General features: G+C 41.6%; 21 protein-coding genes. 12 read left to right on the forward strand and 9 right to left on the reverse strand.

What is annotated here, in order from left to right; all coding sequences use genetic code 11:
- Positions 1–11: 11 nt before the first annotated feature.
- The 3 genes from P6N53_RS10520 (at position 12) to P6N53_RS10530 (ending at position 3,995) form a co-directional block, all read left to right on the forward strand.
- Positions 12–821, forward strand: a complete 810-nt coding sequence (locus P6N53_RS10520) for a divergent polysaccharide deacetylase family protein (protein ID WP_304543000.1) — start codon at positions 12–14, stop codon at positions 819–821.
- A gap of 188 nt (positions 822–1,009) precedes the next feature.
- A complete protein-coding gene (locus P6N53_RS10525) occupies positions 1,010–2,566 on the forward strand; it encodes a methyl-accepting chemotaxis protein (RefSeq protein ID WP_304542885.1) in 1,557 nt (518 codons plus the stop codon).
- Positions 2,567–2,708: 142 nt separating this feature from the next.
- Positions 2,709–3,995 carry a 4Fe-4S binding protein gene (locus tag P6N53_RS10530; protein ID WP_304542887.1) on the forward strand — a complete coding sequence of 429 codons (1,287 nt, stop codon included), beginning with the start codon at positions 2,709–2,711 and terminating at the stop codon, positions 3,993–3,995.
- 30 nt (positions 3,996–4,025) lie between these two features.
- Here the strand turns inward: P6N53_RS10530 and P6N53_RS10535 are convergent, their stop codons facing one another.
- The 3 genes from P6N53_RS10535 to P6N53_RS10545 form a co-directional block, all read right to left on the reverse strand.
- Positions 4,026–4,430: an ACT domain-containing protein gene (locus P6N53_RS10535; RefSeq protein ID WP_304542889.1), complete on the reverse strand. Its 405-nt coding sequence runs from the start codon at positions 4,428–4,430 to the stop codon at positions 4,026–4,028.
- Positions 4,431–4,610: 180 nt separating this feature from the next.
- Positions 4,611–4,850, reverse strand: coding sequence for a thioredoxin family protein (locus tag P6N53_RS10540; RefSeq protein WP_304542891.1), 240 nt, complete (start codon positions 4,848–4,850; stop codon positions 4,611–4,613).
- 78 nt (positions 4,851–4,928) lie between these two features.
- Positions 4,929–5,252: a carboxymuconolactone decarboxylase family protein gene (locus tag P6N53_RS10545; RefSeq protein WP_304542893.1), complete on the reverse strand. Its 324-nt coding sequence runs from the start codon at positions 5,250–5,252 to the stop codon at positions 4,929–4,931.
- A gap of 230 nt (positions 5,253–5,482) precedes the next feature.
- Here P6N53_RS10545 and P6N53_RS10550 point away from each other — a divergent pair, with 230 nt between their 5' ends.
- Positions 5,483–6,655 carry a permease gene (locus P6N53_RS10550; RefSeq protein ID WP_304542895.1) on the forward strand — a complete coding sequence of 391 codons (1,173 nt, stop codon included), beginning with the start codon at positions 5,483–5,485 and terminating at the stop codon, positions 6,653–6,655.
- A gap of 48 nt (positions 6,656–6,703) precedes the next feature.
- Here the strand turns inward: P6N53_RS10550 and P6N53_RS10555 are convergent, their stop codons facing one another.
- Both P6N53_RS10555 and P6N53_RS10560 read right to left on the reverse strand, forming a co-directional pair.
- Positions 6,704–7,042: a hypothetical protein gene (locus tag P6N53_RS10555; protein WP_304542897.1), complete on the reverse strand. Its 339-nt coding sequence runs from the start codon at positions 7,040–7,042 to the stop codon at positions 6,704–6,706.
- A 102-nt stretch (positions 7,043–7,144) separates the two neighbouring features.
- A complete protein-coding gene (locus tag P6N53_RS10560; RefSeq protein ID WP_373323032.1) occupies positions 7,145–8,371 on the reverse strand; it encodes a M48 family metallopeptidase in 1,227 nt (408 codons plus the stop codon).
- Positions 8,372–8,540: 169 nt separating this feature from the next.
- Between P6N53_RS10560 and P6N53_RS10565 the strand changes: the two genes are divergently transcribed.
- The 6 genes from P6N53_RS10565 (at position 8,541) to P6N53_RS10590 (ending at position 14,081) form a co-directional block, all read left to right on the forward strand.
- Positions 8,541–9,113, forward strand: coding sequence for a TetR/AcrR family transcriptional regulator (locus P6N53_RS10565; protein ID WP_304542899.1), 573 nt, complete (start codon positions 8,541–8,543; stop codon positions 9,111–9,113).
- 65 nt (positions 9,114–9,178) lie between these two features.
- Entirely contained in the window at positions 9,179–11,293 is a 2,115-nt protein-coding gene (locus P6N53_RS10570) for an AMP-binding protein (protein WP_304542901.1), read from the forward strand.
- A complete protein-coding gene (lplT, locus tag P6N53_RS10575) occupies positions 11,280–12,488 on the forward strand; it encodes a lysophospholipid transporter LplT (RefSeq protein ID WP_304542903.1) in 1,209 nt (402 codons plus the stop codon). Before P6N53_RS10570 ends, lplT begins: the two co-directional genes overlap by 14 nt.
- A 23-nt stretch (positions 12,489–12,511) precedes the next feature.
- Complete coding sequence (locus tag P6N53_RS10580; RefSeq protein WP_304542905.1) at positions 12,512–13,192, forward strand: alpha/beta hydrolase; 681 nt, start codon at positions 12,512–12,514, stop codon at positions 13,190–13,192.
- Positions 13,193–13,276: 84 nt separating this feature from the next.
- Positions 13,277–13,609, forward strand: coding sequence for an arsenate reductase family protein (locus P6N53_RS10585; protein WP_304542907.1), 333 nt, complete (start codon positions 13,277–13,279; stop codon positions 13,607–13,609).
- Between the two features lie 13 nt (positions 13,610–13,622).
- Positions 13,623–14,081 (forward strand): hypothetical protein, encoded by a 459-nt coding sequence (locus tag P6N53_RS10590; protein WP_304542910.1) that lies wholly within the window; start codon positions 13,623–13,625, stop codon positions 14,079–14,081.
- A 68-nt stretch (positions 14,082–14,149) separates the two neighbouring features.
- Here P6N53_RS10590 and P6N53_RS10595 read toward each other — a convergent pair whose 3' ends face one another.
- From P6N53_RS10595 to P6N53_RS10610, 4 genes are all read right to left on the reverse strand, one after another.
- A complete protein-coding gene (locus P6N53_RS10595; protein WP_304542912.1) occupies positions 14,150–16,117 on the reverse strand; it encodes a TRAP transporter permease in 1,968 nt (655 codons plus the stop codon).
- On the reverse strand, positions 16,110–16,640 hold the full coding sequence (locus P6N53_RS10600) for a DUF1850 domain-containing protein (protein ID WP_304542914.1): 531 nt from the start codon (positions 16,638–16,640) through the stop codon (positions 16,110–16,112). Before P6N53_RS10600 ends, P6N53_RS10595 begins: the two co-directional genes overlap by 8 nt.
- A 15-nt stretch (positions 16,641–16,655) precedes the next feature.
- The gene (locus P6N53_RS10605; RefSeq protein ID WP_304542915.1) at positions 16,656–17,645 is read right to left on the reverse strand and encodes a TAXI family TRAP transporter solute-binding subunit; all 990 of its coding nucleotides are present in this window, start codon (positions 17,643–17,645) and stop codon (positions 16,656–16,658) included.
- 260 nt (positions 17,646–17,905) lie between these two features.
- Positions 17,906–18,763 (reverse strand): polysaccharide deacetylase family protein, encoded by an 858-nt coding sequence (locus P6N53_RS10610; RefSeq protein ID WP_304542917.1) that lies wholly within the window; start codon positions 18,761–18,763, stop codon positions 17,906–17,908.
- A gap of 299 nt (positions 18,764–19,062) precedes the next feature.
- Between P6N53_RS10610 and P6N53_RS10615 the strand changes: the two genes are divergently transcribed.
- Both P6N53_RS10615 and P6N53_RS10620 read left to right on the forward strand, forming a co-directional pair.
- Positions 19,063–19,506: a DUF3795 domain-containing protein gene (locus P6N53_RS10615; RefSeq protein ID WP_304542919.1), complete on the forward strand. Its 444-nt coding sequence runs from the start codon at positions 19,063–19,065 to the stop codon at positions 19,504–19,506.
- 61 nt (positions 19,507–19,567) lie between these two features.
- The gene (locus P6N53_RS10620; RefSeq protein WP_304542922.1) at positions 19,568–20,014 is read left to right on the forward strand and encodes an Hsp20/alpha crystallin family protein; all 447 of its coding nucleotides are present in this window, start codon (positions 19,568–19,570) and stop codon (positions 20,012–20,014) included.
- Positions 20,015–20,050 lie beyond the last annotated feature (36 nt).

Here is a 20,050-nt window from a genome sequence, read left to right on the forward strand (position 1 = left end):
ATGAAGAGTTGGTGCTGAAACGATATCTGAAATATATAATTCTTATAGGTTTACTTGTGACCATTGGTTACCTTGGTATAACAGGATATCTATCCACTTCCCGCGAAACGGTTTCAGTAAGCAGGCCTATTATGGCCATTGTTATTGATGATTTTGGTGGAGCGGATTGTCATGGAGTAGAACAACTTCTCACCTTAGATCGCCCCATTACTGCAGCAGTAATGCCAAATCTTACTAACTCATTAAGCCATAGTGAAATGGCACATAAAAACGGTCATGAGGTCATCCTGCACCAGCCAATGGAACCTGTTAAGGGTAAGCTGTCCTGGTTAGGTCCTGGAGCAATAACCTCAGCTATGACCCAGGATGAAATAAAGGAAACCTTTATTAACAATCTTGATACGGTGCCCCATGCCATAGGCTTTAATAACCATACAGGTTCTAAGATAACAAGTCAAAGGGATAAGATTTTGCCCATGCTTGAGGTTGCTAAGGATAAAGGACTTTATGTTTTAGATAGCCGTACCTCAATGAAATCTCAGATCATGCCGGTGGCAAAAACCCTTGGTGTAGCTTCAGTAAAAAGGGATATCTTCCTAGACGATGTGAAATCAGATCAACATATCAGCAAGCAGTTTCGCAAAGCCTGTAAGGTTGCCCATAAACAGGGCTACGCCATTGTTATTGGTCACGTTGGGCAAGGAGGTAACGTTACTGCCAGATCAGTCAAAGCAGCTATCCCCATGATAGAAAAGGAAGGGATAAAAATAGTTCCACTATCCGAAGTGGTTCAACGCAATTCAGATAAAAACAGCATCTAAGAAGTAGAGGGCCTTCCTCTACTTCTTTCTATTTTTCCGGTAATTGTTATTACATTAACCTTACGAAGAAACTAAGATTCTGTAAAAGCAATGTTTTCAACTCAGGATCCATATAAAATTAAGAGAACGAACCAATTAAAGAGATCCTTTTCCTAGTTTTCAATCATTATTAAGGAGGTCATCCCCCAATGAGACTATCGGTAGGCATGAAAATTGGAGGAGGTTTTTTAATCCTCGTGGTACTTCTATCCCTTATAACTGTGCAGGGTGTGCATGTAATGAACTCAACGGACAAAGACTTGCATTCAGTAGATATCCTGTATGACCGGGTAACCTTAGATTATCAAATAAAAAACAGCTTCCAAAATGTGGCCCTGGCTATTAGGGGCTATACAACCTACGGTGACGCAAAGTTTCTTGATGAATACACCGCCAATGTTGTTGAAACTAAAAAACTAATTAACGAAAGAATATCAAATTCTTCCCCTGAAGAACAACCAAAATATGAAAAGGTTCTTTTGGACTTTCAGGAATACGATCAATCCATTAGTCAAAAAATGATTCCACTCCTTAAGGAGCAAAAAACATTGGAGGCAACCGCCGTAGGTAGCACCCTTACTCCAATTACAGCCTCAATAAACCAAACCATTCAAGAAAGAATTGACGAAAATAGGCAGACCAGTGAAAAAGAAATTCAGCGTACCATTGATACATCAAGTAAAGGTCGGCAAACTGTTATAACCTTTAGCCTTATTGCTATTTTATTAGGAGTTATATCAGCAGTTCTTATTACCCGAAGCATCACCGAATCGGTTAAAAAAATTCAAGCAGGTATTAAACATCTGGCAGTTGGTGACTTTACCCAAGCAATAGAGGTGAAAACCAAGGACGAGATCGGTGAACTAGCCGCATCTATAAATCAAACCCGGGAGCAGCTTAAAAACTTGATTACAGAAATTACGGAGGTGGCCCAGTCAGTGGCCGCCCACAGTCAACAGCTGGCAGCGTCAGCCCAAGAGGTAACAGGTACAGCAGAAGAGGTGGCCAGTACCACCTCCGAGGTAGCGGCTATGGCAGAAAAAAGCCTGGAAAATGCCAGTATCACTGCAGAAGAATCTGTCAAAGTTATAGAAGTGGCTACCTCCGGTGGTAATACGGTTATGAAGACCACCGACAAAATAAATCACATTGCCCGGTCAGTCGATGAGGCAAACGAATCCATTCAACATTTAGGAACCCTCTCGGCAAAGATAGGTAATATAACTAATGTAATCACCGGAATAGCTGACCAAACTAACCTGCTAGCCTTAAACGCCGCCATTGAGGCGGCACGTGCAGGGGACCAAGGCAGGGGATTTGCTGTGGTGGCCGATGAGGTTAGAAAGCTTGCGGAGCAGTCCGCTACAGCAGCTAAAGAAATAGGTCAAATAATATCACAAATTCAATCAGGCATTAACAGTACAATTAGTTTTATGGAACAGGGCTCCAGCGACGTTCAAGAAGGGGTAGCACTTGCCCACCAGGCTGGCATAGCCCTTAACAATATCATCGAAGCCATAAACCATAATATTGTACTGGTCCAAGAAATTTCCCACGGCGCACAGCAAACCAGCGAAGGTACTCAGGGTCTTTCTGCCAGCAATGAGCAGGTAACCTCTACCATTCAACAGGTGGCCAGTGCTACCCAGGAATTAGCAAATATAGCCAGCAGACTTCAAGTTTCAATAGCTCAATTTAGAATCTAAATAAAACCCGGGATTATTAAAACACGAATATAGGTAGTTTCTCGCCAGTCTGAAAACCCGGGATTTTTCCCGGGTTTGACTTTTTTAGCAGGTCTGTGTAGTATTTGAACATGCTAGTTGAAAAATAGAAAGGGGATTAGTCTTGGGCCATATCGTTAATCCAGATCGGGAATATCATCTACTTCAGCAAAGATTAGATTTAAATGTAACAGGCGCCCCGGATTCGGAGGTTTTTATTAAAATTCTCCGACTGCTGTTTACACCCGAGGAGGCAAACTTTGCCAGCCAAATACCACTTCGCCCCACACCCATGGGTACTCTTTCACAAAAGTTGGGGGTTACTGAAAAGGAACTTAAGGAACGCGTCACAGATCTAGCCCACCGGGGTTTGGTTTTCGACATAGAATTCGCTGGCCAATATTATGTTGCCCTGGCACCCGTAGTCATTGGCTTTTTCGAGTTCACCTTCATGCGTACCCGGGATGACCTGCCCATGGCAGAATTAGCTAAACTCTTTGAGGAGTATATGATGGCCGATGACCGCTTCGCCAAATCAATCTTTGAAGGGTCTACCCAGATTGGCAGATCACTAGTAAGGGAAGAAGCTTTACCAGAAACAGATTATACTGAAATGCTCGACTGGGAAAGGGCCACCAACATCATCAAATCAGCTACCGATATAGGGGTTTCTTTGTGTGCCTGCCGTCATAAGGCTCACCACCTTGGCAAAGGATGCGATAGCCCCCAGCAAACTTGTCTGACCCTAAACGGCGGTGCCCAGCTATTAATAAAAAATGGAATTGCTGAAAGAATATCAACTTCCCGGGCAATGAGTATATTAGAGGAATGTAAAGCTGCAGGACTTGCCCAAACAGCAGATAATGTACAAAAATCTGTAGGGTATATTTGTAACTGCTGTAGCTGTTGCTGCGGAATGTTTCAAGCCATAAAAACCTTTAACCTTCCCAAGGCTATTGTCAGCTCCAACTGGATTATGGAAATCCATCAGGCTAAGTGTAAAGGGTGCGGATTATGTGTTAAGGCTTGTCCAGTGGGTGCAATAGGTATAATAAAAGGAAACTCGGAAAAATCAAAGTCCTCGATCCAATTGCAGGAGGAGCTCTGTCTGGGCTGTGGGGTCTGTTATTCGGCCTGCAAGACAGGAGGAATCACCATGAAGCCACGCCCTCGTAGGGTTTTTACGCCGGAAACGACCTTCGACAGATACATTGCCATGGCTATTGAAAGGGGAAAATTGGCCAACCTAGTCTTTGATGATCCTGGTAAGTTAAGCCACAGGGCCTTAGGAAGAATCGGCAGCCTCCTAGAAAAATCTACCCCCTACAAGGCACTAATGGCCATAGAACCTCTGAAATCTGTATTTTTAAAATCAATAATATCCGGCGCTAAGAAATTCTCCGACATTTAAGGACCATTCACCTAAAGGTCGAATAGTCCTTCAGACTGTTGAAACAGCAACATTCAGAGCAAATCCATCGAAGCAATGACCATTATCCAATAATATTTGTCTAGCCTTTGGCAGGTCTTGCATTTTAACTAATAAGTAATCGGTATCAAAGGTAGAAACTGCAAAGATAGATATACCTGCTTTAGCTAAAGGGTTGGCTAGACTTGCTAATATCCCTGTAAGACCAAAATCAAGGGGGCCTCTTACTTTAATGACCACCCAGGGCTGTTCACATATTACTCCCTGGGGCACATTGGCAACATTGCAAACTATAGAGACTTCTTCCTCTGTACTGGTCACTGAAACAAAATCCTTATTGGAAAATGCCCACCCAGGTACAACCCCCGGCTGCAGCCGGCAAACAGCAAATGTACCCTCAAGTATGCTTAGATCCATGAGTATTCACCCCTTAAAATCTTAACAGCTTGTCTCATTCTATCAGCATTATCTTTAGTTTTCAATAATACTATCTATAGAATCCTTTTGTTAAGGGTTGACCAACCCAGTAAATCATACACATTATTGAAAAAGCGAAAGTACGGTTGAACCCTACTTTCGCTTTATATTCGCTTTATATTATTGCTCTTGGGCTAATATTTTTTTAAGCTCTTCTTTACTTGGTAGTTTACCTGAGGCTTTCACCTTACCGTTTACTACAAGACCCGGAGTCAACATAACTCCATACTGTACTATTTGGGGAATGTCTTCAATTTTTTCAATATTAGCTTGGAGGTTTAGCTCGGCAACTACTTCCCTTACCATAGTATCCAGAGTTTTGCATTTCTGACATCCCGGCCCTAATACCTTAATATCCAAAATAAAACGCCCCCTTATATAACTATATAATTATTATATAATATATCATTTAAAATAGCAGGGCGCAAGGTTCATATATCACTTCTGACAATCGCATTTAATATTTCCGGCTAGGATCTCTTTCCAATCCCCAATAACATCATGGGTCCAGCAATCATCTGCTCCGGCAGCCTCACGCATAACCAAGGCAAATACGTAAGCAATTTCCTGTACGGTGGCCCCAGCCTCCAGGGCCCCTTTGAAGTGCTTTAAGACACATGGTTTAGATCTGGCCTTGATTGATAGGGCAAAACATATAAACTGGTATGTCTTTTCATCAATCATCCTCTTCTCATTATAAAGGGCATCCATTTCATCTAGCTTTTGGGTAAATTCAGGAAAAAACTCCGCCAACATGCGCATAACAGCTTATCCCTCCTTTAATAATATTCCACAATTTTACATAGATAATTATCTTAAATTTTAACTCACTTTATCCATGTGTCAATAATATATTTTTATAACTAATGATTAAATACCCCTTGTATTTATACATTATTAGTATTAGTATTAGAATTATAGAATATAGTTATAAAAACATTAGATGTTGCTAGTTAAATCACTTAGTTTACCAGTACCAAGGAGGTTTCACCATGAAGGAAAGAAATATTTTTTTACTTATGGCAGGAGTATTTTTAGCAGCCTTTTATATACCCTTAGAAAACCCCAGAGTAATATCAGCTATCCTGGAGTCCTTCTATATGCTCCAGGACTATGCTCAAAAACACGTACTGACCTGCTTAATACCCGCCTTTTTTATAGCCGGCGCCATTGCTGTCTTTATATCTCAGGCATCGGTACTGAAGTATTTTGGTGCAGGGGCCAATAAAATACTGTCCTATGGTGTTGCTTCAGTTTCTGGTACCGTACTGGCGGTTTGTTCCTGTACTGTACTTCCTCTCTTCGCAGGTATTTATACCAGGGGTGCCGGGATCGGCCCAGCCACAGCATTCCTTTACTCTGGCCCTGCCATAAATATTTTGGCAATCATCCTTAGCGCAAGGATTCTAGGAATCGAACTGGGCATCGCCCGGGCAGTTGGTGCAGTGATTTTCTCTATCATAATTGGCTTATTGATGCACTTCATTTTTTTGAAGGAAGAAAGAGAAAAGGAAGCCGCAGCCCTAACCATGCCTCCGCCACCTGAAGACAAGAGATCTCTGACTCAGTATGCTGCATATTTTTTCACCATGGTTTTAATCTTAATTTTTGCCGCCTGGGGTAAACCCCCTGAATCAGTGGGATTCTTCAATGCAGTATATAATGTGCACTGGTATCTAACTCTTATTTTATTAGTGTTTTTAGCCATTATGCTAAAACTATGGTTTGAAAAGGATGAAATTAAGGATTGGCTTGACTCCACCTGGGACTTTGCCAAAAAAATATTCCCCTTGCTTCTTGCGGGGGTTATGGTTGCAGGTTTCCTCATGGGTCGCCCGGGATTGGATTCAGGTATCATACCTGAGAACTATATTGCAGCCCTTGTTGGCGGAAACTCCCTCTGGGCTAACCTATTAGCCTCAGTTTTCGGCGCCTTCATGTACTTTGCTACCCTAACGGAAGTGCCAATTTTACAAGGTCTTTTAGGCAGCGGCATGGGAAAAGGTCCTGCTTTGGCCCTACTATTGGCGGGGCCAGCCTTAAGCTTACCCAATATGATTGTTATCCGCCAAATTATGGGAACTAAAAAGACCGCCGTTTACATCCTTCTTGTTATTATCATGTCTACTTTGGCAGGCAAGATCTTCGGAACAATCATGGGCTGACCAAACAGAAAGAAACCCAAGGGGAGCGCCGCTACCCCCTTGGGTTTCTTAATTTTCACCCGATGAGACAGGTAAATATTTGCTGCTTTGTTTAGTTAATTTACCCTCCTGGACCATTTTATTTGCCACATCCATAAAGACTCCGAATTGGGTTATGCCCGCCCTTTTCATTATTTCTCCTCTTCTGGTGTCCGGGCCAGCCTCATTGATTGCCTGATATAATTCATCTGTTTTTGACTCAATAAAGTTTGCAATATAATCCAGTGCCTTCTGAGTATATTGAAGTTGTATTGTCAAATATCCTTCGTCAATTAATTTCTTGGCCTCGCAGCTATCAGGTTCAGGAAGCATCATGAGATCCACATATAATTGTTCCCTTACATCCATAGTTAGCACCTCCTGATTAGCATTATACAGCAGAATCCCTTAGACTTTGCTTACTTTAAAGTTACATTTAGCTTAAATATAAACACCCCTGGTTTAATATAATTATCTACCCTTCTCCATCTGCTCTATTAGTTTTATTCTCTCTAGGGCTGGCGGATGGGAGTAGCTAAACCAGGTAATAAAGGCCGGTGGGGATAGATCAGATAAATTCTTAGACGCCAGGGCAACCTGCAGGTCTATCGCAGCCTGAGCATCTTGTGTTAATTCTACGGAAACCTGATCCGCTTCCCTCTCCATACTTCTGGATATGGAACTCTCTATGGGACTGCTGATGAATGAAATCATTACAAAGAACAGCATGATCACAGCCCAGGTGTAAGGAGGGTAACGCATGTAAGAGATTACTGCGCCCCTGAGAACTATAAACAATAGACCCCAAACAATAAAGTTGCCAGCAATACCCAGGGCAATCCCCCTGGTTATATGACCTTGACTCCAGTGGGCCATCTCATGGGCCACCACAGCTTTAACTTGCTCCGGCGGATAATTTTCCAGCAGAGTGTCATAAAGAACAATCCGTTTGGTCTGACCTAATCCGGCAAAATAAGCATTTGCCCTTGTTGTCCGCTGGCTGGCATCCATAACCAGCACCTGATCCACTGGTATATCTGCCTTTTCTGATAGTTCCTGCACCATACTAACAACAGCTGGGTCTTTAGCAACCTCAAAGCGATTAAATAGTGGGGAAACCAATACCGGCCAAAGATAGCTCTGGATAATAACCCATACCGATATAAAGGCAGCTCCCACCAGCCACCAAGTTTTGGGGAACCTCCCCAGGACCCAGAATAGTAGGAGTACCCCTATGGCTGATAAAGCCAATTCTAAGCCTGCTCCCTTAAAATAGTCTAACCACCAAGAACTCATAGTTTGGGTGGAGAAACCCCATTTATGTTGCCAGTAGTACCCATTAATAAAGTTAAAGGGTAACCTGATTAATCTCATGGCTAACCACAATACAAGGAAAAATACCAATACCCCGCCCCAATAACTGCCCGTGAGCTGTTGAGCCCAGCGAGACATTGTACCTCCCCAACCGCTAAAAACCAACCACAGCAGGAAGAATAACTGAAGTAAAAAGCCTGTGATGAATAACAACCTAGGCAATTGGCCGTATTCCCTTCCCCGCTCCACCTCTTCAAAGCTAAAATATTGAAGCACTGCTGGATTGACCCGGCCTGGATGCAGTGCGAACCAAATGTAGAGAATACTAAAGATTCCCACCAGTAATATCATGATTAGCCAGATTGGATTTAACCTTACTTGCAATATTCTCCCTCCCCCCGAGCTATAATTAATAGATTCGTCAACTGGAATTAAATTCCTGCTTATACAATTATGGTAAATTTGAACTAAAAAGTCTTTTTTATTAAGTATTGACAAAAACTAACTAAATGGTATACTTTGGTTAACAATTGTTAACCAAGAAGGGATTCCTATGAAACACATCTTTTCACATCAGGGAAAAAAAGGAGATATTTTAAAGGCCAGTATTGATCTCTTTGCTGACAGGGGTTATGATGCAGTATCAGTTAGGGATATTGCTAAGGCAGCCGGGGTTACTGAAGCTGCTTTATATAAGCACTTCAACGGAAAAGAAGCTATGTCCCTTTATATTTTTAAAGAAATAATCAAGGACTACTGCCTGCGCATCAGCAACATAAGCAAAGAAGACCTTTCTTCCGTTGATAAGCTTTGCAAGATTGTAGCCATAACCTATGATTTATACCAAGCACACCCTTCTGAAATTCGTTTTGCATTACTCTCTCATTACAAATTTTGGGATAGGCTTTCAGATGACATTAGACCCCATTTATTAATCAAATCAATTATTGAGGATGGTATCAATAAAGGGGAAATACCCCGTGAAGAGAGCTATTTTTTACTTAGCCTTTACTCAGGCCTGATGTTAGAGCCCTTGTCTCAGTACCACTATTTCCATGAGGTTTTTCCAGATTTTCCTCAATTAAAAGAACGTGTCGCAGCAAAGGTAAGAATACTACTAAGTTAATACATTTCTTTATTTTTACCCTCAAGTTAACATTTGTTAACTCTATGTAATGGAGGTAAGGAATAATGTTAAGATCCCTGTTACTGTACTTATTTAAATTTCTCTTCAAAATAAAGTTAATTAATTTTCAACGTCTTAGATTTAACGGTCCCTCGGTTATAATATCAAACCATGTTTCTTTTTTGGACGCGGTTTTCTTGTATCTACTGCTGCCTTCAAATACTGTCTTTGTAGCTAATACTGCCATCGCCAGGCGCTTTTCCTGGTTCCTTCGCTACTGCAATCATATAGATATAGATCCCTTAAACCCCTATAGTCTTAAAAGGATAGTACAAATTGTTATGGCTGGTACCCCAGTGGTTTTATTTCCTGAAGGACGTATTTCTACAACCGGCGGTTTAATGAAGGTCTATGACGGTATCGGCCTAATCGCCCATAAGACAGGTGCAACCCTCTACCCATTGGCCATATCGGGCCTTGAGTACTCTAAAGCTTCCCGACTAAAGGATAAATTAAAAACTTGCTGGTTGCCTGACGCACAAATATATGCCGGTGAGCCTTTTAAGCTGGCAGTGGACCCGGGCAAAAGCTACCGCAACCAAAAAATGTACTTTAGTGAGAAAATTCAAGAGGTCATGCAGGAAACACTTTTTGCATCTAAAAATCAGCAGCTCAATAATCTCTTTAACCAACTATTAATCTCAGCTAGAACTCATGGTCCCAACAAAACCATAGTCAGAGATGCCGGACAAACTATGAGCTACCGCACCTTAATTATAGCTAGTTATCTAATAAGTAATAAGCTATCCTCAAAAATATCAACTGAAAATAATATTGGCGTTTTACTACCCAATGCAGCGGCAAATGTGGTTACTTTATTCTCTCTTTTTTACCAGGGAAAAACCCCGGCAATACTAAATTTCTCTACCGGAATACAAAATATCCTGGCTAGTGCAGAAACAGCAGATTTAAAAACCATTATTACCTCCCGCCAGTTTATTACCAAGGCAGGCTTAGGTAAATTAGTAGATTTGCTGGCCCACCGACACATTATTATTTACCTTGAGGACGTTAAAGGGACGGTAACCCTCGGAGATAAACTTATAGCTCTATTACAGTATTTTAGGAAGAAAAAATCCCCGGCTAGAAACCATAAACTAATTCTTTTCACTTCCGGCAGTGAGGGCCGGCCTAAGGGTGTGGTTTTAAGTCATGGCAATATTATGGCTAATATAAATCAGGTGTCCAGTGTGGTAGACTTTACCTCCCGGGATAAAATTCTAAACGTATTGCCCATTTTTCATAGCTTTGGATTAACAGTGGGTACTCTTCTGCCAATATTTAGCGGCATGGAGGTATATCTTCATCCCAACCCCCTGCATTATAAAATTGTCCCGGAGCTTTCCTATGATTTTAGCGCCACCATTCTATTTGGAACATCCACCTTTTTAAACGGTTATGGCAAAAATGCCCATCCCTACGATTTTTACAGCATTCGTTATGTCTTTGCCGGAGCAGAAAAATTAAAGGAGGAAACTAGAAAACTCTGGCTGGATAAGTTCGGCATCCGCATATTAGAAGGTTATGGAACCACCGAAACCGCCCCAGTGTTAAGTATAAACACCCCCATCTTCAACAAAAAAGATACGGTTGGCAAGTTCTTGCCAGGTATATCTTGGAAATTACAAGAGGTTGAAGGTGTGATGTCTGGTGGTAACCTGCTAATCAAAGGCCCCAATGTTATGCAGGGCTATTTAGTTCATGGCAAGGGATTTGTCCCTGTGGAGTCTTGGTATGCTTCCGGTGATGTTGTAGAGGTGGATTACCAGGGTTACATCCAAATCAAATCTAGATTAAAGAGATTTAGCAAGATATCAGGGGAAATGATTAGCCTAAACCTGGTGGAAGAACTGGCTGAACAGTGTTTTATGACCTCTGAGGTTGCTGCCATAAGCTTCGCTGATAGTAAAAAGGGAGAAATAATCGTCCTCCTCACCACATTAAAAACAGCCAGCAGAACTTCTCTAAGGAACTTTCTAATGGGGGTTAACCAGAGTATGCTATTATTGCCTGCCAGGGTAGAAATCATAGACAAACTACCCTTATTGCCAAGTGGAAAAACTGATTATGCTGAGATTACGAACAACTGCCGGAGGAGGCAACCAAATGTTGACACTTAAGGACCTTAAAGGTATTAAGCCTCTGCCCGCCCTGCTGGTAGCACAATTTCTATCAGCCTTTGTTGATAATATGATCCTTTTTATAACTTTGGCCATTCTAAAAGGCAATTCCTACCCCGGCTACTACCTCCCCCTAGTACAAAGTGCCTTTCTTTTGTCCTATATAGTTTTAGCACCCTGGGTAGGTAGAATTGCTGATAAGCATTCAAAGGCTAAGGTGTTAATATTGGGTAATATTATCAAGTCCTTTGGTATCCTTATGCTGATCTTTGATGTCAACCCCGTCCTATGCTACGCCGTGGTGGGTACAGGCGCTGTAGTTTATAGTCCCGCTAAATACGGTATCCTCCCAGAACTGGCAGAGGACGAGGGAAAATTACTTAAGGCTAACTCAAAAATTGAGAGTTTTACCATTCTGGCAATACTTTGTGGTTCAGTGGTGGGGGGGATTTTATCCGATATTTCTATAATGGTATCTCTTTTAATCTGTCTGTTGTTATACTCATTATCCATATGCTTTAACTTGCTAATCCCAGCCAAAGAAGGTGATTTTTCAATCACCTATAACAGAGCTGTCCGGGAATTTCGTAATGATAGTTTATCGTTATTATCTAATCCCCAAGGACTATTTACATTAGTGGGAACCGGAACCTTCTGGTTAGCCTCGGCAGTACTAAGATTAATCATTATTGCCTGGTTACCCATAACCCTAGGCATCAGCTCAAATACCTCCATAAGCTTAATTATTGCGGTCACAGGCATAGGTATTGCGCTTGGTGCCATAATTACTCCCTATTTTATCACTGTCAAAACCTATTTCCGCTGCAGCTTTTTCGGCTTCGCTATGGCCGGATGCGTGTTTGCCTTTACCCTGGTGAACACCCTGCCCCTAACCTTAGCCCTGCTTTTACTGGCTGGCTGTCTTGGTGGAATTTTTTTAGTGCCAATGAATACTTGCCTTCAGCAAATAGGTAATCAGACCATAGGCACCGGCAAGACCATTGCCATCCAGAATTTTGTGGAGAATACCTTTATGTTTCTAGGAGTTGGCCTATACACAGTTGCTACCAGGGCAGGGGTAGGTCTTAATACAGCCATATCAGCAACGGCCATGATCATGTTTTTCCTCTTGTTTATCATGTTGTTGACTAAGTTTTGGTATACGCCAACTAAATCGGCCAATTATAAAGATTAAAGTCGACATGGAGGTGTAAGGATATGGAGCAAAAAGCATGTTTAATTATTCATGGTTTTACCGGCAGTCCCCAGGAGGTAATTCCTTTAGCTCGATATTTGGAGTCCCAGAATTTTCTCGTTGCAGTACCTACCCTGGCGGGTCATGGTCATGGTTGGGCAGGCCTCAAAAATTGCTCATATCAAGACTGGCTCTCATCCGCAGAGATAGAGCTATTAAAGCTATTTAGTATAACAAAACATGTTAGTATTATTGGTTTCTCCATGGGTGGTTTAATTGCCGTGCAATTAGCCAAAAAACACCAGATTGACTCCTTAGTTTTACTTAGCACCCCCATTTTTGTTGGTAATAGTCAGGCAATTATTGAGAATCTTTTGGGTGGTCTAAGAAAAAGAGACTACAGAAGGCTTAAGGTATACGCAACAAATGTACTTAAAACACCCCTAAGGGCAGTAGTGAATTTTAAGCTGCTTCTAAATAAAACCAAGGGTAAGCTTGAAAGTATTAACATTCCCCTTCTGGTGGTGCAAGGTTTGAAGGATGATACTGTTCACCCCAGGAGTGCCCAATATATATACAAAAGGGCGGGAACCACAAACAAGCAGCTCTATCTACTTCCTAATTCCGGTCATTTGTTATGCTGGGATCAGGAGAAGGAACAGGTTTGCACAATTGTTGCTAACTTTTTAAATCATAATCTATAGGTCCCCATTATTATTTAAATTCACTTGAATTTTGCCCTAAATAGGGTTTATCCTGTTATAAATAATGGATAAGGGTGGTTTACTTTGAATATACAAATCTTTGGGACAAAGAAATGCCAGGATACCCGAAAGGCCGAACGTTATTTTAAAGAAAGACGCGTTAAATACCAATTTATTGACTTGCATATTAAAGGTTTGAGTAAGGGTGAACTAAAAAGTGTAACCTCCTCCATACCACTGAATGATTTGATAGATACGGAGGGAAAGGAATACCGGAAAAGAAATCTAAAATATATAGTCCACGATGTTGAGCAAATCCTTCTAGAACAACCCCTGTTGTTTAAGACACCCATCGTGCGAAATGGTAAAAAGGCTACCTTGGGTCACGCTCCGGACATCTGGAAGAGTTGGGAATAAAAGGAGTGAAATAATGTATTGTCAATTAGATCAAGTTAAGGAAATTTTAGCCATAGGTGCCGCTGTAAGAAGCGCGGTCATGGGGTACAAATTACAGAGCCACTGGCCAAAGTCAGCTTCGGCTATCACCTGTGGTCTGTTGCTGCGAAAAAACCTTGATGCCTTTATTCAAAAGGGAAAAATCCATCCTAATGGGGTGGCCTATGAACATTTTTGGGTTGAGGTTTATCTTGATGGTGAGCCCTTCCTGTTTGATGTTACTATAGGTTTATTAGGTTGTACGCTCGGACAAAACTTTCCTGATGTAATGTTAGTCCCTAGGGACGAGGCAGATGAATTATACGGAGAAGGTTTCGAATATGAGTGGTCCATGGAAGACTGTCCTAGAGATATATTACAGACAGCATTAAATGCATTGGGTGTTGCTAAATCCCCCGAGGAAGTATTAAAAGAGATTGCTGCCAGCTATTAAGATTTTCTGTTAACACAAGAATACCCAGACTATTAGCCTGGGTATTTCTTTATTCTGAGATTATACCTTTATCTTTCCCTTGACTGTTTTTCCCAACCATACCTAACCCTCTGAATTATAAACCCTCCAACCAGCAGGGATAATCCAAATAAATCTGTTTGTAGATGGGGATGTATCATAAGCAGACCACCGGCAAATAGTAGTATTCTTTCGGGCCAGCGGGCATTTGTAAGCAGGTAGCCGGAAACTGCTGCGGCGACACCCGTCATCCCCACCACTGAGGTGGCTATCATTAGCAGCACCTGGGTAAAGGTGGTATCAATCATAAGCAGAGCCGGCGACATAACAAATATATAGGGCACAAGGAATGCAGCAATGGCTAATTTCGAAGCATTTAGTGCTGTTTCCATGGGCTTACTTTTAGCTATACCAGAGGCAGCAAAGGCTGCCAGGGCTACAGGAGGCGTAACATCAGCGATAATGCCGAAGTAAAATACAAACATATGGGCCGCCAACACCGGAACACCCAATTGAATTATGGCCGGAGCGGCTATGGTTGATGTAATTACATAGTTTGCCGTTGTGGGGACACCCATCCCCAGTAATATTGAAGAAATCATAGTAAAGAACAGAGTCGGCAATAGTTGACCCTGGGCCAGATCTATGAGGGCTGAGCTAAGTTTCAAACCAAGTCCCGTCTTAGTGACCACACCTATAATTATTCCTGCGGTAGCACAGGCTATGACCACACCTAGGGCTGATCTGGCGCCCTTTTCTAGACCTTGGATAATATCATTTAGGGTAATACGCGTTGAACTGCGCAGCATGGCAGCCAAGATTGTAAGTCCAATGGCCCACAAGGCTGCACGCATGGGAGTATAGCCGGATATAAGCAAATAGATGATAGCAACCAAGGGAATTGCCAGGTGTCCCCTTTCCAGTATCAGCTTGCCCACCTGGGGCAGTTGGTTCCGGGGGATTCCCTTAAGTCCATACTTCCTAGCCTCTAAATGTACACAAATCCAGATACCTATAAAGTACAGCAGGGCCGGAATAGTGGCGGCCTTTACTACATTAATATAGGGGATACCCACAAATTCCGCCATAAGAAAGGCCGCTGCCCCCATAATAGGCGGCATTAGCTGTCCCCCGGTGGAAGCAGCCGCTTCCACCGCTCCGGCAAATTGCGGCCTATAGCCAAGGCTTTTCATCATTGGAATAGTGAGGCAACCTGTTCCGGCCACATTACCAACCGAGCTTCCAGATACTGTACCCATCAAACCACTTGATAAAACAGAGACCTTGGCCGGGCCACCGCTGGCCCATCCAGCCACTGCATTAGCTAAATCTATGAAAAACTTTCCTAAACCGGTCTTCTCCAAATATGCACCAAACAAAATGAATAGAAATATAAAGGTAGCAGAGACACCAAGGGGAATACCAAAAATACCTTCTGTGGTGAAGAACAGATGACCCACCAGATGCTTTAGGCTGACCCCTTGGTGGGCCAATACCCCTGGAATATTAGGTCCTGCAAAGGCGTAGGCCAGGAAAACACTGGCTACAATGACTATAGGCCAGCCAACTACCCTGCGGGCTGCCTCCATCACCAGGAAAACCCCTAATACTCCAATCACCATATCTGTAGGTGTCACAATGCCGGACCTCATTACTAGGTCTTTATAGAAGACAATAATGTATAAGGGCATTGAGGTTGCCACCACAGCAAGCAGGGCATCAAACCAGTGCATGGAATTACGGCACCAACTACGCCTAGTTGGGTAGAGAATATAAACCAGGGCTAATCCAAAGGACAAGTGAGCAGCCCTCTGTAAGTGAGCATCTAACACTCCAAACATGGCCGTGTAAAGTTGAAATAATGAAAATGATATAGCAATAAAGGCCACCAAATAGGCTCCGATTCCAGAGAAACATCTATAATCAGACTCCCTATCATATTTGGCCAAGAATTTTCTTAAATTAATATTGTCTCCCTTTACATTCTCTTCAGTCAATTTATGGTTACGCTCAGTCAATACGAACCTCCCTCCTGCAGCCTAACACCTGCCAGATAATTTTTGCAGGAGTATATTGCTCAGCTTGCACGATTATTAATGAATTAGGTTTGAAGTAGTCTGAAAAATTGTAGGTATCATTACGGTAAACAATGGTATGCTTGGTTAGAGGCAGGAAGCCGAGGTTTATACTCTCGAAGCTTCTACTTAAGTCGGTGAGGACAAAGGTACCATTTTTATTAACCAAAGTGCCCTCGTCAGCAAGAAAAGGGGTTCCAACACCGAAGGATTGAAAAGTGGTCTCTGTTAAAATGATTTTATTGCCCGGTGCAAGAATAAATTTTTCTTGCACCGGTGTTTTTTGAACAGAATGAATATACTCGATGGTAAAGGTCTTATCTAAAACCATCGGTATTAGGATTTGATTAAACTTGTCTTTTTCAGCTACCGTTAATACGGGCAGTGGCAGAAAGAACAAGGTAATCAAAAATAGCCCCAGCACCAGGGCGCCTGCCCCTACCCTATGTCTGGCAAGTAAATACATATTCCTTACGACCTACTATTCGTTGAAATATTTTTCTGCACCCGGATGCATGGGGATAGAAATACCGTCTTTAGCAGATTCCTTACTGATAAATTTACCCACGTTATGGGCGGCCTTTAAGGATTCTAGATTAGTAAAGATCGCCTTTGTTATATCATAAGCGGTCTGGTCATCCATCTTATCAGTAACTACCAACATAGCCTTAACGCTGACAGAGTTTACATCAGCATCCTGGTTGGGATAAGCATCTGCAGGTATGGTGGTCTTGGTGTAATAGGGATATTTCTCAATGAGTTTATCTGCTGCATCATCGGCAACTGGTAGCAATACAACCTTATGCTGAGCAGCTATATCTTGAATGGCTGCTGTTGGGAATCCTGCAGTCAAAAAGGCTGCGTCGATATTACCATCTTTGAGGCTGTTTGCTGCCTCTGCAAAGGAAAGGTATTGAACAGTAATATCATTATAGGTAATACCATTAACTTCCAGAATCTGACGTGCATTTGCTTCAACACCGCTACCGGCGGCACCCACTGCTACTCTTTTACCCTTTAATTCATCAATACTCTTGATACCCGATTTCTCAAGGGTAACTATCTGAATAGTTTCGGGGTAAATGGTGGCAAGACATTTTAATCCATCAACTTTTTTGTCTGCGAACAATTCTGTACCATTTGTTGCGTAATAAGAAATATCATTTTGAATAAAGGCAACTTGTACACTACCATCATTCAACAGGTTTACGTTAGCAGCAGAAGCCCCTGTGGTCTGGGCAGTTGCATTTACTCCCTCAATATTCTTGTTTAAGATTTCAGCAATAGCTCCACCCAGGGGATAGTAAACACCAGCAGTACCACCGGTAGCGATATTGATAAATTTCTTTTCAACCGAAGCTTTGTCAGCCTCTTTCTGCTCTCCTGACTGTGAGGAACCGCACCCAGCAAGGGCCATGGCCAGTAAAGAGATAGATAATAACATTACTAGACTTTTTTTGAAAATTTTCATCTAACAAACCCTCCCAATTATTTTTTTCTAATTTTTAACCTTTTTTACTTTTTCACCTCCTACCTACGATTATTTATGCATTAAATCTCTTAAATATTTTAACTTAAATAAAGTTTAACAAATTAATTAAATTCTCCTGCTTGCAAGACCTAGAAGTTTGAAAAAAACCCTTGGTAATGATAAGTAAAATTTGTTCACAAAAAACAACCTGCCTCCATGGCAGGTTTCCAGATTGTCAGAAACTACCTATATTCAGGTTTTTATAAGGCTTCCATCTGAAATCCCCTGAGCTTTAATTCCTTTATTATCTTATCTAAGGCGGCCAGGCTGTCCTTTGAGTTCAAGTGCATTAAAATGATAGCTCCGTTATGCAGGTGTTCCATAACATGAGTGTACGCTTCCTCAGGCCCTCCTTTAAGGGTTTGCCAATCTCTATAATCTACGCTCCATAGAATAGTCTTATAACCAAGTTCATTGGCTATAGCCAGTGTTTGGTCGGAATAATCGCCATAGGGCGGGCGAAGGAGAGTCATATCTTGACCAGTTAATTGGCGAAAATTAAGCCCGACAAAATTAATCTCTTCTTCAATCTCCTGAGGAGAAAGCCTCGGTAAACTGGGGTGGGTGGCTGTATGATTTCCTACCGAATGCCCCTCTTCCACCATTCTTAATATAGATTCCTTCAAAGCATCCCTAGAAAAATAATTCCCGGTAATAAAAAAGGTAGCCTTTACTTCATTGGCCTCCAATATGTCTAAAAAATCATCTACCGGTTCTGTTGGCTGCCCACCATCAAAGGTTAGATATACCACGGGCCTTTCTGTATCACCTTTTCTTATGGCCTTGGCCCCTTCAGGTAGATAGGTTTCTTTCACTGGCTGCGGAGGTTGTGGCATCTCAGGAATTTCAGGAACTTCAGAAATCTCAGGAACCTCTTTGTCAGCTTCAATAGCTGGTTGTGAGGCTTCGGGGGTTGAAATATTTAAAGGCACTATATTGGTAGTAGGCTCATTCATAGCATACTTGGTAACAGGAGCAGTTATTGTTGATAAATCATCACAACCTGTAGCAAACATGGTAAACAGAAGGAAAACAATTACTATTATAGTTTTCTTCATTTTATATTCTCCCTGTTTTTATATCGGGGTATCCTATGCGTGGCGAGTAAAATCTGTGAGGTATCTATATAACATAGACGTATAAAAAGTAATAATGTGTCAAAGATTCACGAAAAATCCTAAAATCTTTTAAAATAAAAAACCGCATTTTAAACAACCAAAAATGCAGCAAAGAATTCATTATATACTTACCTTACTTACAACTTTGTTGTAGAAATGATGCCTACTGGTATATAATTCCTTTAGTTAAATAATTTAGTTAATTAACTTATTATAAAGAATGGAAGGGATGGGAAATAATGAATTATAATGATATACTAAAACATTTGGCTCCCTGTGGTTTAGACTGTAATCGGTGTGCAGGATTTGAGGGAGGGGAAATAAAAGAATTAAGCACTAGGCTACTTGAACTACTGGGAAATTATGATAGATTAGCTAAAATTATGTCAACTAAAACCCCAGCCTTCTCAAATTTTACGGAATTCAAAGAAATTCTAGACTCTTTTTCTAAGGGTTCCTGTGGTGGCTGCAGGGCCGATAATTGTTCATGCCCTGTTAACTGTGCTGTAAGAACCTGCTTTAAGGAAAAGGGTATAGATTTTTGCTTTCAATGCCAGGACTATCCCTGTAATAAACAGGAGAACCCTATGCTCCGGCAAAGGTGGCTGGAGAAGAATGACCGTATGAGAGAAATAGGGGTAACCTCCTACTACGAGGAGCAAAGAAAACTGCCTAGGTATTAGGTTAGAATGCATAAAATTGACCTGATTTGCAAAAACCTATTTGCAAAAAAGGAGGTTTTTTATGAGTTTAACTCCATACAATACATATCATCACATGCAAAATATGCGCCGGGAAATGGATAGATTTTTCACCACCAGTTTCTCTCCAATGCTAAGTACTGATCTCGGTCATGATTTTGGCATTCCTAGAATAGATCTCTACCAAACTGATAGTGAGGTAATAGCCTCCTGTGATATTCCCGGTTTAGAAAAGAAAGAGGATGTCCATATAGAGATTGATAATAATCTGCTTAATATTTCCGGTAATATTAACAGGTTTAATGAGATTAATGAAAATCAGATGTACCGTCAGGAAAGATTTGTAGGTAAGTTTCAACGTTCCATAACTCTTCCGCCTGGAACTTCCCCGGAGGGTATTCAGGCAGTATACAAAAATGGTGTACTGGATATAAGAATTCCTAAAACAAAGGGGACTGACCGAAAACGAATTAATGTAGAGTTTCAATAGTCAAAATAATAAGCCCCGGGGGATTCTCCGGGGTAA

The organism is Desulforamulus aquiferis, assembly GCF_030577015.1.
GTDB classification, from domain to species: Bacteria; Bacillota; Desulfotomaculia; order Desulfotomaculales; family Desulfotomaculaceae; genus Desulfotomaculum; species Desulfotomaculum aquiferis.

Coding starts and splice junctions, on each gene's coding strand:
- P6N53_RS10525 (WP_304542885.1), top strand. CDS start 1,010: ATGAGACTATCGGTAGGCATGAAAATTGGAGGAGGTTTTTTAATCCTC.
- P6N53_RS10535 (WP_304542889.1), bottom strand. CDS start 4,430: ATGGATCTAAGCATACTTGAGGGTACATTTGCTGTTTGCCGGCTGCAG.
- P6N53_RS10545 (WP_304542893.1), bottom strand. CDS start 5,252: ATGCGCATGTTGGCGGAGTTTTTTCCTGAATTTACCCAAAAGCTAGAT.
- P6N53_RS10550 (WP_304542895.1), top strand. CDS start 5,483: ATGAAGGAAAGAAATATTTTTTTACTTATGGCAGGAGTATTTTTAGCA.
- P6N53_RS10555 (WP_304542897.1), bottom strand. CDS start 7,042: ATGGATGTAAGGGAACAATTATATGTGGATCTCATGATGCTTCCTGAA.
- P6N53_RS10565 (WP_304542899.1), top strand. CDS start 8,541: ATGAAACACATCTTTTCACATCAGGGAAAAAAAGGAGATATTTTAAAG.
- P6N53_RS10570 (WP_304542901.1), top strand. CDS start 9,179: ATGTTAAGATCCCTGTTACTGTACTTATTTAAATTTCTCTTCAAAATA.
- lplT (WP_304542903.1), top strand. CDS start 11,280: ATGTTGACACTTAAGGACCTTAAAGGTATTAAGCCTCTGCCCGCCCTG.
- P6N53_RS10580 (WP_304542905.1), top strand. CDS start 12,512: ATGGAGCAAAAAGCATGTTTAATTATTCATGGTTTTACCGGCAGTCCC.
- P6N53_RS10590 (WP_304542910.1), top strand. CDS start 13,623: ATGTATTGTCAATTAGATCAAGTTAAGGAAATTTTAGCCATAGGTGCC.
- P6N53_RS10600 (WP_304542914.1), bottom strand. CDS start 16,640: ATGTATTTACTTGCCAGACATAGGGTAGGGGCAGGCGCCCTGGTGCTG.
- P6N53_RS10605 (WP_304542915.1), bottom strand. CDS start 17,645: ATGAAAATTTTCAAAAAAAGTCTAGTAATGTTATTATCTATCTCTTTA.
- P6N53_RS10610 (WP_304542917.1), bottom strand. CDS start 18,763: ATGAAGAAAACTATAATAGTAATTGTTTTCCTTCTGTTTACCATGTTT.
- P6N53_RS10615 (WP_304542919.1), top strand. CDS start 19,063: ATGAATTATAATGATATACTAAAACATTTGGCTCCCTGTGGTTTAGAC.
- P6N53_RS10620 (WP_304542922.1), top strand. CDS start 19,568: ATGAGTTTAACTCCATACAATACATATCATCACATGCAAAATATGCGC.